Annotated in this window: 8 protein-coding genes, 15 tRNA genes and 3 rRNA genes; 25 read left to right on the plus strand and 1 reads right to left on the minus strand. The window is 48.9% G+C overall.

The window, feature by feature from the left end:
- The first annotated feature begins 92 nt into the window (after positions 1-92).
- From ACY2IG_RS03685 to ACY2IG_RS03790, 22 genes are all read left to right on the plus strand, one after another.
- Positions 93-1654 (plus strand): 16S ribosomal RNA (locus ACY2IG_RS03685).
- A 168-nt stretch (positions 1655-1822) separates the two neighbouring features.
- Positions 1823-4736 (plus strand): 23S ribosomal RNA (locus ACY2IG_RS03690).
- Positions 4737-4837: 101 nt separating this feature from the next.
- Positions 4838-4953: ribosomal RNA gene (gene rrf, locus ACY2IG_RS03695) — 5S ribosomal RNA — on the plus strand.
- Together the 16S, 23S and 5S rRNA genes with 15 tRNA genes alongside form the textbook arrangement of a ribosomal RNA operon.
- A 6-nt stretch (positions 4954-4959) precedes the next feature.
- A tRNA-Asn gene (locus ACY2IG_RS03700) sits at positions 4960-5034 on the plus strand.
- Between the two features lie 26 nt (positions 5035-5060).
- A tRNA-Ser gene (locus ACY2IG_RS03705) sits at positions 5061-5151 on the plus strand.
- Positions 5152-5172: 21 nt separating this feature from the next.
- A tRNA-Glu gene (locus ACY2IG_RS03710) sits at positions 5173-5247 on the plus strand.
- A 10-nt stretch (positions 5248-5257) separates the two neighbouring features.
- A tRNA-Met gene (locus tag ACY2IG_RS03715) sits at positions 5258-5331 on the plus strand.
- Positions 5332-5339: 8 nt separating this feature from the next.
- A tRNA-Asp gene (locus tag ACY2IG_RS03720) sits at positions 5340-5415 on the plus strand.
- Between the two features lie 7 nt (positions 5416-5422).
- Positions 5423-5498 (plus strand) — tRNA-Phe (locus ACY2IG_RS03725).
- A gap of 31 nt (positions 5499-5529) precedes the next feature.
- Positions 5530-5613: transfer RNA gene (locus ACY2IG_RS03730), tRNA-Tyr, on the plus strand.
- A 4-nt stretch (positions 5614-5617) separates the two neighbouring features.
- Positions 5618-5688, plus strand: a tRNA-Trp gene (locus tag ACY2IG_RS03735).
- A gap of 9 nt (positions 5689-5697) precedes the next feature.
- Positions 5698-5770 (plus strand) — tRNA-His (locus ACY2IG_RS03740).
- A 10-nt stretch (positions 5771-5780) separates the two neighbouring features.
- Positions 5781-5852, plus strand: a tRNA-Gln gene (locus ACY2IG_RS03745).
- A gap of 8 nt (positions 5853-5860) precedes the next feature.
- Positions 5861-5935: transfer RNA gene (locus ACY2IG_RS03750), tRNA-Gly, on the plus strand.
- A 6-nt stretch (positions 5936-5941) separates the two neighbouring features.
- Positions 5942-6015 (plus strand) — tRNA-Cys (locus ACY2IG_RS03755).
- 36 nt (positions 6016-6051) lie between these two features.
- Positions 6052-6132 (plus strand) — tRNA-Leu (locus ACY2IG_RS03760).
- A gap of 4 nt (positions 6133-6136) precedes the next feature.
- Positions 6137-6207, plus strand: a tRNA-Gly gene (locus tag ACY2IG_RS03765).
- A 38-nt stretch (positions 6208-6245) separates the two neighbouring features.
- Positions 6246-6316: transfer RNA gene (locus ACY2IG_RS03770), tRNA-Gly, on the plus strand.
- A gap of 87 nt (positions 6317-6403) precedes the next feature.
- On the plus strand, positions 6404-7564 hold the full coding sequence (gene queG, locus ACY2IG_RS03775) for a tRNA epoxyqueuosine(34) reductase QueG (protein ID WP_035409457.1): 1161 nt from the start codon (positions 6404-6406) through the stop codon (positions 7562-7564).
- Positions 7539-8018, plus strand: a complete 480-nt coding sequence (locus ACY2IG_RS03780; protein ID WP_035409455.1) for a methylated-DNA--[protein]-cysteine S-methyltransferase — start codon at positions 7539-7541, stop codon at positions 8016-8018. The genes queG and ACY2IG_RS03780 overlap by 26 nt, the downstream gene beginning before the upstream one ends.
- A gap of 3 nt (positions 8019-8021) precedes the next feature.
- Positions 8022-8495, plus strand: a complete 474-nt coding sequence (trmL, locus tag ACY2IG_RS03785; protein WP_023467320.1) for a tRNA (uridine(34)/cytosine(34)/5-carboxymethylaminomethyluridine(34)-2'-O)-methyltransferase TrmL — start codon at positions 8022-8024, stop codon at positions 8493-8495.
- Positions 8496-8733: 238 nt separating this feature from the next.
- On the plus strand, positions 8734-9300 hold the full coding sequence (locus tag ACY2IG_RS03790) for a DUF5366 family protein (RefSeq protein WP_035409453.1): 567 nt from the start codon (positions 8734-8736) through the stop codon (positions 9298-9300).
- 1 nt (position 9301) lies between these two features.
- Here ACY2IG_RS03790 and ACY2IG_RS03795 read toward each other — a convergent pair whose 3' ends face one another.
- Positions 9302-11077: a transglycosylase domain-containing protein gene (locus tag ACY2IG_RS03795; protein WP_462618381.1), complete on the minus strand. Its 1776-nt coding sequence runs from the start codon at positions 11075-11077 to the stop codon at positions 9302-9304.
- Between the two features lie 206 nt (positions 11078-11283).
- Here ACY2IG_RS03795 and ACY2IG_RS03800 point away from each other — a divergent pair, with 206 nt between their 5' ends.
- From ACY2IG_RS03800 to glgA, 3 genes are read left to right on the plus strand one after another with little or no spacing between them, the layout of a single operon-like run.
- A complete protein-coding gene (locus ACY2IG_RS03800; RefSeq protein WP_035409448.1) occupies positions 11284-12444 on the plus strand; it encodes a glucose-1-phosphate adenylyltransferase in 1161 nt (386 codons plus the stop codon).
- A 13-nt stretch (positions 12445-12457) separates the two neighbouring features.
- Entirely contained in the window at positions 12458-13558 is a 1101-nt protein-coding gene (glgD, locus tag ACY2IG_RS03805) for a glucose-1-phosphate adenylyltransferase subunit GlgD (protein ID WP_035409446.1), read from the plus strand.
- A gap of 14 nt (positions 13559-13572) precedes the next feature.
- Positions 13573-15024 (plus strand): glycogen synthase GlgA, encoded by a 1452-nt coding sequence (gene glgA / locus ACY2IG_RS03810; protein ID WP_029340919.1) that lies wholly within the window; start codon positions 13573-13575, stop codon positions 15022-15024.
- Positions 15025-15036 lie beyond the last annotated feature (12 nt).

Raw genomic sequence — 15036 nt, forward strand, 5'->3', positions numbered from 1 at the left:
GGCAAAAAACGTATTCTACGGAATACAAAAACGAATGAAGCGCAAGCTTCGTCAATCGTGACTTCGGTCACAACAACGAGCAAGTCAAACACTTCATGGAGAGTTTGATCCTGGCTCAGGACGAACGCTGGCGGCGTGCCTAATACATGCAAGTCGAGCGCAGGAAGCTGACGGAACTCTTCGGAGGGAAGGCAGTGGAATGAGCGGCGGACGGGTGAGTAACACGTAAGGAACCTGCCTCAAGGATTGGGATAACTCCGAGAAATCGGAGCTAATACCGGATAGTTCAACGGACCGCATGGTCCGCTGATGAAAGGCGCTCCGGCGTCACCTTGAGATGGCCTTGCGGTGCATTAGCTAGTTGGTGGGGTAACGGCCCACCAAGGCGACGATGCATAGCCGACCTGAGAGGGTGATCGGCCACACTGGGACTGAGACACGGCCCAGACTCCTACGGGAGGCAGCAGTAGGGAATCTTCCACAATGGACGAAAGTCTGATGGAGCAACGCCGCGTGAGTGATGAAGGTTTTCGGATCGTAAAACTCTGTTGTAAGGGAAGAACACGTACGAGAGGGAATGCTCGTACCTTGACGGTACCTTACGAGAAAGCCACGGCTAACTACGTGCCAGCAGCCGCGGTAATACGTAGGTGGCAAGCGTTGTCCGGAATTATTGGGCGTAAAGCGCGCGCAGGCGGCCTTTTAAGTCTGATGTGAAAGCCCCCGGCTCAACCGGGGAGGGCCATTGGAAACTGGAAGGCTTGAGTACAGAAGAGAAGAGTGGAATTCCACGTGTAGCGGTGAAATGCGTAGAGATGTGGAGGAACACCAGTGGCGAAGGCGACTCTTTGGTCTGTAACTGACGCTGAGGCGCGAAAGCGTGGGGAGCAAACAGGATTAGATACCCTGGTAGTCCACGCCGTAAACGATGAGTGCTAGGTGTTGGGGGGTTTCCGCCCCTCAGTGCTGAAGCTAACGCATTAAGCACTCCGCCTGGGGAGTACGGCCGCAAGGCTGAAACTCAAAGGAATTGACGGGGACCCGCACAAGCGGTGGAGCATGTGGTTTAATTCGAAGCAACGCGAAGAACCTTACCAACTCTTGACATCCCATTGACCGCTTGAGAGATCAAGTTTTCCCTTCGGGGACAATGGTGACAGGTGGTGCATGGTTGTCGTCAGCTCGTGTCGTGAGATGTTGGGTTAAGTCCCGCAACGAGCGCAACCCCTATCCTTAGTTGCCAGCATTCAGTTGGGCACTCTAGGGAGACTGCCGGTGACAAACCGGAGGAAGGTGGGGATGACGTCAAATCATCATGCCCCTTATGAGTTGGGCTACACACGTGCTACAATGGACGGTACAAAGGGCAGCGAGACCGCGAGGTGGAGCCAATCCCATAAAGCCGTTCCCAGTTCGGATTGCAGGCTGCAACTCGCCTGCATGAAGTCGGAATCGCTAGTAATCGCAGGTCAGCATACTGCGGTGAATACGTTCCCGGGTCTTGTACACACCGCCCGTCACACCACGAGAGTTTGCAACACCCGAAGCCGGTGAGGTAACCGCAAGGAGCCAGCCGTCGAAGGTGGGGTAGATGATTGGGGTGAAGTCGTAACAAGGTAGCCGTATCGGAAGGTGCGGCTGGATCACCTCCTTTCTAAGGAAAACGTCCCTTACGGGACATGCCCATCGTTCAGTTTTGAGAGCTCGTCTCTCACGTCTCGCAAGAGACACTCGCACCTTGAAAACTGAAGACATCAACAAGACATCAAACTTTTAATTAACCATGTCATTTAAGACGTGTGTTCTTAGAATACCAACGCTAGATCAAGGTATGAAGGGCGTACGGTGGATGCCTTGGCACTAGGAGCCGATGAAGGACGCGACGAACAGCGATATGCTTCGGGGAGCAGTAAGTATGCTTTGATCCGAAGATTTCCGAATGGGGGAACCCACCATCCGTAATGGGATGGGACATGTTACATGAATACATAGTGTAACGTGAGGCAGACCCGGGGAACTGAAACATCTAAGTACCCGGAGGAAGAGAAAGCAAATGCGATTCCCTGAGTAGCGGCGAGCGAAACGGGAACAGCCCAAACCGGAGAGCATGCTCTTCGGGGTTGTAGGACACTCTATACGGAGTCAAAAAGGAAGACAGTAGGTGAAGGACCTGGAAAGGTCGGCCGAAGAAGGTGACAGCCCTGTAGCTGAAACTGTTTTCCCTCCAGAGTGGATCCTGAGTACGGCGGGACACGTGAAACCCCGTCGGAATCCGGGAGGACCATCTCCCAAGGCTAAATACTCCCTAGTGACCGATAGTGAACCAGTACCGTGAGGGAAAGGTGAAAAGCACCCCGGAAGGGGAGTGAAATAGATCCTGAAACCGTATGCCTACAAGTAGTCAGAGCCCGTTAACGGGTGATGGCGTGCCTTTTGTAGAATGAACCGGCGAGTTACGATAACGCGCGAGGTTAAGCCGATGAGGCGGAGCCGTAGCGAAAGCGAGTCTGAACAGGGCGTTCAGTGCGTTGTCGTAGACCCGAAACCAGGTGATCTACCCATGTCCAGGATGAAGGTCAGGTAACACTGACTGGAGGTCCGAACCCACGCACGTTGAAAAGTGCGGGGATGAGGTGTGGGTAGCGGTGAAATGCCAATCGAACCTGGAGATAGCTGGTTCTCCCCGAAATAGCTTTAGGGCTAGCCTCGAGGTTGAGAGTTCTGGAGGTAGAGCACTGATTGGACTAGGGGCCCCCACAGGGTTACCGAATTCAGTTAAACTCCGAATGCCAGCAACTTATACTCGGGAGTCAGACTGCGAGTGATAAGATCCGTAGTCAAGAGGGAAACAGCCCAGACCGCCAGCTAAGGTCCCCAAGTGTATGTTAAGTGGAAAAGGATGTGGCGCTGCCTAGACAGCTAGGATGTTGGCTTAGAAGCAGCCACCATTCAAAGAGTGCGTAATAGCTCACTAGTCGAGTGGCGCCGCGCCGAAAATGTAACGGGGCTAAACATACCACCGAAGCTGCGGATTCCGTAAGGAATGGTAGGGGAGCGTTCCAAACCGCTGTGAAGCTGTACCGGAAGGAGCAGTGGAGCGTTTGGAAGTGAGAATGCCGGTGTGAGTAGCGAAAAGAGGGGTGAGAATCCCCTCCGTCGAAAGCCCAAGGTTTCCTGAGGAAGGCTCGTCCGCTCAGGGTTAGTCTGGACCTAAGCCGAGGCCGAAAGGCGTAGGCGATGGATAACAGGTTGATATTCCTGTACCGCCGATCCACCGTTTGAACAATGGGGGGACGCAGGAGGATAGTGACGCATGCGGATGGAAGTGCATGTGCAAGTTTCAAGACCGTCTGATTGGCAAATCCGTCAGGCATCACAGTCAAGGAACGACGCGGAGTCCCGTAGGGACGTAGGTCACGATTTCACACTGCCAAGAAAAGCCTCTAGTGAGGGGGAAGGCGCCAGTACCGTAAACCGACACAGGTAGGCGAGATGAGAATTCTAAGACGCGCGGGATAACTCTCGTTAAGGAACTCGGCAAAATGGTCCCGTAACTTCGGGAGAAGGGACGCTCTACATGAGTAGAGCCGCAGTGAATAGGCCCAAACGACTGTTTAGCAAAAACACAGGTCTCTGCTAAATCGCAAGATGACGTATAGGGGCTGACGCCTGCCCGGTGCTGGAAGGTTAAGGGGATGGGTTAGCGCAAGCGAAGCTTTGAACCGAAGCCCCAGTAAACGGCGGCCGTAACTATAACGGTCCTAAGGTAGCGAAATTCCTTGTCGGGTAAGTTCCGACCCGCACGAAAGGCGTAACGATTTGGGCACTGTCTCAACGAGAGACCCGGTGAAATCATAGTACCTGTGAAGATGCAGGTTACCCGCGACAGGACGGAAAGACCCCATGGAGCTTTACTACAGCCTGATATTGAGGCTTTGTGCATGATGTACAGGATAGGCGGGAGACGTCGAGCCCGGAGCGCCAGCTTCGGAGGAGTCACCCTTGGGATACCGCCCTTCATGCATAGAGTCTCTAACTCGCAGCCGTGATCCGGCTGGAGGACCGTGTCAGGCGGGTAGTTTGACTGGGGCGGTCGCCTCCTAAACAGTAACGGAGGCGCCCAAAGGTTCCCTCAGAATGGTTGGAAATCATTCGTAGAGCGCAAAGGCAGAAGGGAGCTTGACTGCGAGACCTACAAGTCGAGCAGGGACGAAAGTCGGGCTTAGTGATCCGGTGGTTCCGCATGGAAGGGCCATCGCTCAACGGATAAAAGCTACCCTGGGGATAACAGGCTGATCTCCCCCAAGAGTCCACATCGACGGGGAGGTTTGGCACCTCGATGTCGGCTCATCGCATCCTGGGGCTGGAGTAGGTCCCAAGGGTTGGGCTGTTCGCCCATTAAAGCGGTACGCGAGCTGGGTTCAGAACGTCGTGAGACAGTTCGGTCCCTATCCGTCGTGGGCGCAGGAAATTTGAGGAGAGCTGTCCTTAGTACGAGAGGACCGGGATGGACGCACCGCTGGTGTACCAGTTGTTCCGCCAGGAGCATCGCTGGGTAGCTACGTGCGGACGGGATAAATGCTGAAAGCATCTAAGCATGAAGCCCCCTCCAAGATGAGATTTCCCTTTGAGTAATCAAGAAAGACCCCTCAGAGACGATGAGGTAGATAGGTCACGGGTGGAAGCATGGCGACATGTGGAGCTGAGTGATACTAATCGGTCGAGGCCTTGTTCTAGCAGATGCTTGTTGATGACTTCAGTTTTGAGGGCGCGAGCCTTTCAAAAAAATGAAAAAAAGTCTTGACGTTATGTGAACATAATGTTAAGATAATAAATGTCTGGTGGCGATAGCCAAGTGGTCACACCCGTTCCCATGCCGAACACGGAAGTTAAGCACTTGAACGCCGAAAGTAGTTGGGGGCTTCCCCCTGTGAGGATAGGACGCTGCCAGGCGATCGTTCCGCAATAGCTCAGCGGTAGAGCAACCGGCTGTTAACCGGTAGGTCGTAGGTTCAAATCCTACTTGCGGAGCCATTTATTACTTCTTCACCACGTACAATGGAGAGCTGTCCGAGTGGCCGAAGGAGCACGATTGGAAATCGTGTAGGCGTCAAAAGCGTCTCAAGGGTTCGAATCCCTTGCTCTCCGCCATCATCACTTTCAATTCAGAATGGCCCGTTGGTCAAGCGGTTAAGACACCGCCCTTTCACGGCGGTAACACGGGTTCGAATCCCGTACGGGTCACCATTTATAGCGTCGCGGGGTGGAGCAGTCTGGTAGCTCGTTGGGCTCATAACCCAAAGGTCGTCGGTTCAAATCCGGCCCCCGCAATTACATACGGTCCTGTGGTGTAGCGGTTAACATGCCTGCCTGTCACGCAGGAGATCGCGGGTTCGAATCCCGTCAGGACCGCCATTGTTAAGGCTTTGTAGCTCAGTTGGTAGAGCAAAGGACTGAAAATCCTTGTGTCGGCGGTTCGATTCCGTCCAAAGCCACCATCTTTATTAACAATATGATTTTCCCATTTGTGGGGGGGTAGCGAAGTGGCTAAACGCGGCGGACTGTAAATCCGCTCCCTCGGGTTCGGCGGTTCGAATCCGCCCCCCCCCACCACCATAGGGGCATAGTTTAGCGGTAGAACTACGGTCTCCAAAACCGTCAGCGCGGGTTCGATTCCTGCTGCCCCTGTTTACCATGGCGATTGTGGCGAAGTGGTTAACGCACCGGATTGTGATTCCGGCATTCGTGGGTTCAATTCCCATCAGTCGCCCTCTTATTATTGGGCTGTAGCCAAGTGGTAAGGCACTGGATTTTGATTCCAGCACGCGAAGGTTCGATCCCTTCCAGCCCAGCTTTTCAAGCGGAAGTAGTTCAGTGGTAGAATACGACCTTGCCAAGGTCGGGGTCGCGGGTTCGAATCCCGTCTTCCGCTCCAATGAGTGGCGCCATAGCCAAGTGGTAAGGCAGAGGACTGCAACTCCTTTATCGTCAGTTCGATTCTGACTGGCGCCTCCAACTATTTCTCAATTAAATAGTTTTGCAAGAGATTGTGCCGGTGTGGCGGAACTGGTAGACGCGCACGACTCAAAATCGTGTTCCTTTGGAGTGTCGGTTCGATTCCGACCACCGGTATCTTGCGGGTGTAGTTTAATGGTAAAACCTCAGCCTTCCAAGCTGATGACGAGGGTTCGATTCCCTTCACCCGCTTTATACTTTTTACACAATCTGATGTTTCACCTGATCATGCGGGTGTAGTTTAATGGTAAAACCTCAGCCTTCCAAGCTGATGACGAGGGTTCGATTCCCTTCACCCGCTTACCTAAAAAGAGCAATGTGTCGTTTTCGCTGACACCTTGCTCTTTTTGTTTAGGAAGGAATCTTAAGAGGAAAGGAGCGAGTCGTAATGGATGGTGTACAATTGAAATTGGCTTTACAAGAGTACGCAGTTGAGATTGGAATCGATGAGCTGAAGGTGACGACGGCTGACCCTTTTCTTGTCTTAAAACGTCGACTTCAAGCACAACAGGAGAAAGGATTTGCTTCTGGTTTTGAAGAGCCCGATCTCGATCTACGAACGACTCCTTCGTTACTCGTAGAAGATGCGGCTTCGATCATTGCCATTGCGGTCGCGTATCCAAGCACTCTCAAAAATGCACCTCGTGGCAAGGAAGGGGAGCGGCGGGGTATTTTTTGTCGATCGTCCTGGGGACTGGATTACCATCAGGCGTTGCGACAACGTTTGACGTTGCTTGAAGAAAAAATTCAAGAGTTGAGTCCAGGTGCAAGGACGCGCTCGATGGTCGATACAGGAGAACTCGTCGATCGTGCAGTAGCAGAACGAGCAGGTATTGGATTCAGTGGTAAAAATTGCTCGATCATCAGTGAAGAGCACGGATCGTATCTTTATCTTGGTGAATTGATTACTGACCTCGTCTTGCCGCCGGATCAGCCAGTCGAAGAATTATGTGGAACATGCAATAAATGTATCGATGCTTGTCCGACGGATGCGCTAGTTGAACCTGGTGTCATCGACGCTAAACGATGTATCTCGTTTTTAACACAGACGAAAACGTTACTGCCAGAACCGTTTCGGATGGCGCTTGGGAACCGTCTGTATGGGTGTGATACATGTCAGCAAGTATGTCCATATAACCGGAAGAAGAATGCGACACATCATGTTGAACTACAACCGGATCCGGAGCAGGTCAAACCGCTCCTTGTTCCACTCTTATCAATGAGTAACCGTGAGTTCAAGAGTCGTTTCGGAACATTATCCGGAGCATGGCGTGGTAAGAAGCCGATTCAACGTAATGCGATTTGTGCGCTTGTTCATTATCGAGACAAGAGTGCTATTGACGCGCTACGGTTAATGACGGAAACAGATGCCCGCGAAGACATGCGGGCGCTTGCACTCTGGGCAGTCGGTCGGATTGGCGGAATTGATGAGAAGTCGTACATCGAATCCCGTCTTTTAGCGGATACTGCAGTGGATGTTCAGACAGAAGGACAACGGTTAATTGAAGAGTGGGGGGAAGCAGATGCCATTTCAACAGCTCACTTATAAGTTCGGTACATTGCTCGTCGCATGGGAAAAAGAGCAAATCGTGTACCTCGACTTTGGGTTGAATAAAGATCGTGCTCGGACCTATTTAGCAGAAGAGACAGACGAAGGTACATTACCGAAAGCTTGGCGTATGGCGTTTGATCGTTATGCACAAGGAGAGGTACAAGCGCTTGATGCGCTTCCTTGTCAGTTGCGTGTCACACCATTTGCAGAGAAAGTGTTACAAGCTTTGCGAACCGTTCCGTTCGGTCAGACGATCAGTTATGGTGAACTGGCTCGAATGATTGGAAAACCACAGGCAGCACGAGCTGTTGGCGGTGCCTTGAATCGGAATCCGATCGCATTGATTTATCCATGCCACCGTGTCATCGGGGCGACCGGTAAATTGACGGGTTTCGCAAGCGGAATTGCCCATAAAGAAGCGCTTTTAGCGCATGAGATAGGAGAGAATTGAACCATGGCTATTCATGTCGTTATGTATCAACCGGAAATTCCTCAAAATACAGGTAATATTTCGCGAACATGTGCAGCGACGCATTCCGTCCTTCACTTGATCCGACCGCTCGGCTTCTCGACAGACGATAAGCAACTTAAACGTGCAGGTCTTGACTACTGGGAATTTGTCGATGTCCGTTATCATGATTCGTTAGAAGAACTGTGGGAAAAACATCCGGAAGGTATTTTCTACTATATTACGAAATACGGGGAACAGTACCCAAGTCAGATTGACTTATCGGACGTTGAACAGGACTATTTCTTCGTCTTTGGTCGGGAAACAAAAGGATTGCCGCTTGAAGTCATCGATGCAAACGCAGAACGGTGTATCCGTTTACCCCAATCGAATCTCGTTCGTTCACTGAACGTCTCGAACACGGCAGCGATCATCGTCTATGAAGCATTACGTCAGCAAGGATACGCAGGTCTTCTGTAAAGCAAAAGCTCCATCCTGATTCAGGATGGAGCTTTTATGAGTTATTCGTTACCTTCAGGTTTTTTGTTGTAGCCTGCAGTGAAGATTGCTGTCAAAAACGCAAGACTTACGCCGACCATTAAGATAAATGCCATTTTTGTTTCCCCCTTCAGTCTCTTGAACCGATATAATCTATTATAGTATACCTGTAAGTGAAATTGTGTGCTACATATGAATTTTCTATGAATGGAGACTCCACATGCGTACGAACGTTTACCTATTAAGTTATGCCCCACTGATCAGCATCTTGTTATTTAGTACATCCCTTGCGATCGCGACGACGGAACTTGCATTGCATTGGCTCGATCAAGTCGGCGTGTACGATGAACTGCTCCAGCTACTGACGGCACGTGATACGAAGCTCGTCGTTTGGCTTGGTTTTTTGATCGTCTATTTCATGATCTTTAGTTCGCTTAAACTACTATCGGACACGATCAATCAGCTCGGTTTCGCCTTTTTCATCAAAGAACAAGAGGGAACGACACTCGGTATGTTACGTCCGGGCAGTATTCTCCTGCTCGTCGGAGGATGTGTCAGCTTTGCTTTCATGACGTCCTTCTTGCACGTTGGGATCGTATTGCTTGTATCCTTCTTCATCTATTTTATCTTTTACACGGTACAGATTAGTAAAATGACGAGTGCGGCTGGAGCTGTTGGGTTAATCATCTTCTCCTTCTTAGCCTGGGGCGTTCTACTCGCTGGTCTATCATGGGTTGGTCTGACCTTATTCAATTCCTTTGGAGAAGCAATTTTATTTCCGAGTTGACTCAAGGACGTAAAATCGTCGCCCACGTCTGGACCTGTAACGTTGCATTGGCTTCAGCAGGGAAAGGGCGGGGACGGTCAGCTCCTAACCAAATACCCCCGATGTGTTGATTTTTGATACCGACGAACCACATATCCTTATTATCATTCGTTGTTCCTGTTTTTCCTCCGATATAGCGCGCGGAAGGATCGTATCCTTTGCGCCCTGTTCCATACGTCATGACATTCTTTAAACCAGCCCGTAATTCACGGTTCGTCTGACTGGACCAAATCCGTTGTTCTTTTTCTTGTGGTCGTTCGACCGTTCCATTTTTAAGCGTAATACTTTTGATCATCGATGCCGGTCGATAGATCCCGTCATTGACGAATACGGAATAAGCGTTCGTCAGTTCATATGGACTGATCCCGTATTGCAACCCACCTAGGGCACTCGTAAAGGCATCATCCTCACGTGTCCATTGGCTAAACTGGAATGGACGGATGGACTTCAATCCTTCTTGGAAAGAAACAGCAAAAGCACGGATCGCTGGTGTGTTATAAGAATAAGCGATCGCATCGGCAATCGTCACTTGTCCAAGGATCCGATTTCCGCTATTTGATGGACAGTATCCATCGATACAGACAGGACTACCGTCTAACGTACTCGACAATCGAGCTTTCGTCTTCTCGAGATAAGGACCATAGACAAGTAAAGGTTTGATGGATGAACCAGGTTGTCGGTACGACTGCACTGCTCGGTTGAACTGACCGGTCAAATTTGATTTGTAGCCGACTAAAGCCGTAACCCCGTGTGTTTGTCCATCAATGCCAACATAGGCTCCCTCAATCGGGTCTGGTAGACGACGAAGAGCTTCTTTAGCTCGTTGTTGCTCGGCTGAGTCGAGATATGTCGAGATGATCGCACCTTGTTGATGTAGATATTCCGAAGCATGCTTCTCACTCCATCCGTGCTGTTGAGCGGTCATCCGGATGGCAGCTTGGACGGTTGCATCGATATAGTCCGGATAAGGAACCCGCGGCTTATAGGATCGAGGTGTCACATGAGAAATAGTAAAATCTTTCGTCAGTACACGATCGCGCACTAATGCTTGAGCGATTCGTTGCTGACGTTTTTTTGTATTTTCAGGAAAACGAAGCGGATCGTAGAGTGACGGATTGTTCGGAATCGCTGTCAAAAAGCTGATTTCAGACCAATTCAACTCGCGCGCTGGCTTATTGAAATATGATTTTGCGGCCAGTTCGATCCCGTAAATATTATTCGCGAAATATGCTTGATTGACATACGCTGTCATCAGTTCTTTTTTCGAATATTTTTGCTCCAAAGACACAGCAATTAGCAACTCTTTTATTTTTCTAGTATATGTTTTTTCGTTTGTTAGATATGTCATTCTTGCTAGTTGTTGTGTGATCGTACTGCCACCTTGAGATTTAGAATCAGACTGGTTTTTCGTAAACGCGCGTAAGATTCCTGTGATGTCATATCCGTCATGTTGATAGAAACGTTGATCTTCGATAGCAACAAACGCTTGCTCGACTTTTTTCGGTAATGTTCGAGGCGTTAAGTCATCCCGTCGCAATCCGTCATAGAGCTCGACCCGTTTGTTTTCATAGGTTACGGTGATTGGTTGGTAGGAGGTCAGTGGATGTCGTGTCGTCTGTTCATCGGCCCAGAAAAAAAGTGTGCGTGCTGTTTTTAACTCATCTTTAATTGAAAATAAGGAAAACAGAAGCATCATCGTAAGACCAAGTAAGACGAGATATCCTGTCGTAATTCGCATGAGAACTCCTTTCAAAAAGCCATTTCATTCCTATTATCGGTCTTTTATGGAGAAATCAATAGATTTTTTTTCGATTTTTGTATTTTAATAAACCTATTTTGCAGGAATGTTATATTAAAAAGAGAAAAGATTGGGTATATAGAAGTATCTGTGGATTTTAGAACGCGAGTCATCTGTAAAAAAAGAGCATAAATGGAGGGGACGAAATGGCTAAAAAGAATGTCGTTGCGATGTTACTTGCAGGCGGAGAAGGGAAACGTCTGGGAGCTTTAACGAAACACACTGCGAAACCAGCTGTTGCATTTGGAGGAAAATACCGGATCATTGATTTCCCACTTTCGAACTGTACGAACTCAGGAATCGATACAGTTGGCGTGTTGACGCAATACGAACCATTAGAGTTGAATCGATACCTTGGCATTGGAAGTCCATGGGATTTGGATCGCCGTAATGGCGGATTAACGATTCTTCCACCATACCAAGCACAGAACGGCAAAAACTGGTATGAGGGCACAGCAAATGCTATTTATCGAAATATGAGTTATATCAATCAATTTGACCCTGAATATGTTCTTGTTCTATCAGGCGACCATATTTATAAAATGGATTATGAAAAAATGATCGAGGAGCATCGACTTGGTGGAGCTGACGTGACGATTTCCGTACGTGAAGTACCATGGGACGAGGCACCGCGATTTGGTATCCTCAATACGGACGATGACTTACGAATCAATGAATTCGAAGAAAAACCAAAAAATCCGAAATCAAATCTTGCATCGATGGGGATTTATGTCTTTAACTGGGATATCTTAAAACGCCACTTGATTCAAGATGCCGGCGATGCGGAATCAAGCTTTGACTTCGGTAAAAATATCATCCCGAACATGCTTTTTGAAAATCTCAATATCCGTGCGTATAAATTCAAAGGATACTGGAAAGACGTCGGGACGATTCAATCCCTTTGGGAAGCGAACATGGATCTATTGACGGCAGAGCCTGAATTCGATTTGTATGAACCGTCATGGAAAGTACATTCGGTCAACCCGAATCAGCAACCACAATACATTGGAAACGCTGCGACAGTCGAGACATCGATCATCAACGAAGGATGCCACATCGAAGGAGAAATCAATCATTCGGTTCTCTTCTACGGTGTCGATGTAGCAGAAGGATCACTCGTCAAAGACTCGGTCATCTTCCCGAACGTCAAAATCGGACGAGACGTCACGATTCACCGGGCGATTTTAGCAGATGGTGTCATCGTTGAAGATGGTGCGACGATTGGATCTCCGGACGGAGAAGTCTTCGTCATTGAAGCAGACAGCATCGTTAAAAAGAACGAAGTCATCAAAGAAGCAATTCAATAAGGGGGATATTCGAATGAAGGTCGATTTATTAGGCGTCATCAATCTAAGTGGTGAAGAAGGATTTTTCAAAGAACTAACAGAGCATCGTAACTTGGCAGCTGTGCCATTTGCGGGTCGTTATCGATTGATCGATTTTACATTAACGAACATGGTACAAAACGATATCGCGAACATCGGGATTTTTACGCTCGAGAAATATCGTGGCATGATGGACCATCTTGGATCTGGTAAAGAGTGGGATCTTGACCGTTCAAACGGTGGACTCTATATCTTCCCACCTGCATTGTCACAAGATGCGAACGAGTTCCGTGGGGATCTATCGAACTTCCACCTTCACCGTGATTTTTTCCTTCGCAGTAAGGAGAACTATGTCGTCGTCTCTGGTTCGAACATCTTATCAGCCGTAGATTATCGTGATGTCTTGCGCGAACATAAAGAATCGAATGCGGATATCACAGTCGTTTATACGAAGCGTGAACTGCCTTGCAAATACTGCCGTCCAATTCGCTTTGGCGAGCAGAACCGCGTGACTGCAATCGGATCACGAGGGTTCCAGCCGACTGATGAGACGTTCTACATGGAAACGGTCGTTCTATCGAAGAACCTATTCGTTCGTTTGATTGATGAGGCGATTGCGCGTGGCGAGTACGATTTACTACAAAGTATCATCCGTTCGCAGCTAAATCGCTTGCATGTACATGGTTATGAATATCGTGGTACATCACAAGTCATCCACTCACTTCGTTCATACTACCGTGAGAGCATGCTATTGCTTGAACAGTGGGGAGCAATCAACGACTTCCAGCATGTCTACACGAAAATCAAGCATGAACCGCCGACACGTTATTTGCCAGGTTCAGCGATTAAGAACTCACTCGTCGCAAACGGCTGTAAGTTAGAAGGCACGACGACGGATAGCATCCTGTTCCGTGGTGTTAAAGTCGGAAAGCATGCGCGCGTCAAAAACTCGATCATCATGCAAAAATCGGTCATTGAAGAAGGCGCGGTCGTTGAGTACGCGATTCTCGACAAAGAAGTGACCGTCAAACGCGGTCAAGTCATTCGCGGTACGGCAGAAGAACCAATCGTCATCAAAAAACAAACAATCGTTTAAAGGAGATGTCATTCATGAAGGTATGGTTTGCTGCCACGGAAGCGACACCCTTCATCAAGACAGGGGGGCTAGCTGACGTCGTCGGCTCGCTCCCTTTAGCGCTTGCTGAGGAAGGGGCAGACGTTTCGGTCGTCTTACCCAATTATGGTCAAATCAAGGAACAATACAAATCAGAGATGGAGTTTTTATTCGACTTCATCGTACCAGTTGGCTGGCGACAGCAATTTGGTGCTGTCCTCCGATTAAAACAAGATGGTGTAACGTTCTATTTCATCGATAATGAGTACTATTTCAAACGCGATGGTGTCATTTATGGACATTACGATGATGCGGAACGATTTGCGTATTTTTCACGTGCCGTTCTTGAGATGATTCAACATCTCGATCGGAAAGAAGTACCGGACGTCATCCATTGTCACGATTGGCAAACAGGTGTGATTCCGGCGTTCCTACGAATCCATTATCAGCACCTAGAGCGCTATCAAGATATTAAAACGGTCTTTACGATTCACAATCTACAATATCAAGGTGTTTTCCCGGAGGAAGTACTCGGTGATTTACTTGGATTGAGTCATGAACACTTCACAGCCGATGGTATTGCTCATAACGGTCTCGTCAATTACATGAAGGCAGGACTCGTCCATTCCAATCAAATCACGACAGTCAGTCCATCATATCGTGATGAGATCATGGATCCGTATTACGGTGAGACGCTTGAACCCGTCTTACAACATCGCGCTGTCGACGTACGCGGAATCTTGAATGGAATCGACTATCGTCAATTTGATCCTGCACATGATACGCATCTCGTTGAGACGTATTCGGTCGATACCGTCACGGAAGGAAAGGCGAAGAACAAAGCTGCCTTACAAGAAGAACTAGGTCTCCCCATCAATCCGGATGTACCATTGTTTGGTTTCGTTTCTCGTCTCGTCGACCAAAAGGGGATTGATTTACTCGCGCATATCTTGCCAGATTTGTTTGAACTCGATGCGCAGTTCATCATCCTTGGATCAGGTGAAGCGGAATATGAAGGGTTGTTCCATCATGCGACATCGATTCGTCCAGACAAAATCGCTTCTTACATCGGGTTCGACGTTGGTCTCGCGCAACGAATCTATGCGGGCAGTGACGCCTTCTTGATGCCTTCGCGTTTTGAACCATGTGGTCTCAGTCAGTTGATTTCGATGAAGTACGGCTGTTTACCAGTCGTCCGGGAAACAGGTGGTCTTCGTGATACGGTCAAGCCATTCAATCAGTTTACGTTAGAAGGAAATGGATTCTCGTTCGCGAATTATAATGCACATGAGTTTTTAGAAGCGATTAAACGTACCATTGAGGTCTATCATGATCGCCCGGTCTTTGAGCACTTGATTGAGACGGCGATGAATGAGGATTTCAGTTGGTTGCGTTCAGCCGACGAATACTTGGCGTTATATCGTTTGATTGCACCGTCCGCCACTTGATCGTATCACTGG

It is taken from the genome of Exiguobacterium sp. EF_C8 (assembly GCF_054956715.1).

Coding starts and splice junctions, on each gene's coding strand:
- queG (WP_035409457.1), top strand. CDS start 6,404: ATGGATGGTGTACAATTGAAATTGGCTTTACAAGAGTACGCAGTTGAG.
- ACY2IG_RS03780 (WP_035409455.1), top strand. CDS start 7,539: ATGCCATTTCAACAGCTCACTTATAAGTTCGGTACATTGCTCGTCGCA.
- trmL (WP_023467320.1), top strand. CDS start 8,022: ATGGCTATTCATGTCGTTATGTATCAACCGGAAATTCCTCAAAATACA.
- ACY2IG_RS03790 (WP_035409453.1), top strand. CDS start 8,734: ATGCGTACGAACGTTTACCTATTAAGTTATGCCCCACTGATCAGCATC.
- ACY2IG_RS03795 (WP_462618381.1), bottom strand. CDS start 11,077: ATGCGAATTACGACAGGATATCTCGTCTTACTTGGTCTTACGATGATG.
- ACY2IG_RS03800 (WP_035409448.1), top strand. CDS start 11,284: ATGGCTAAAAAGAATGTCGTTGCGATGTTACTTGCAGGCGGAGAAGGG.
- glgD (WP_035409446.1), top strand. CDS start 12,458: ATGAAGGTCGATTTATTAGGCGTCATCAATCTAAGTGGTGAAGAAGGA.
- glgA (WP_029340919.1), top strand. CDS start 13,573: ATGAAGGTATGGTTTGCTGCCACGGAAGCGACACCCTTCATCAAGACA.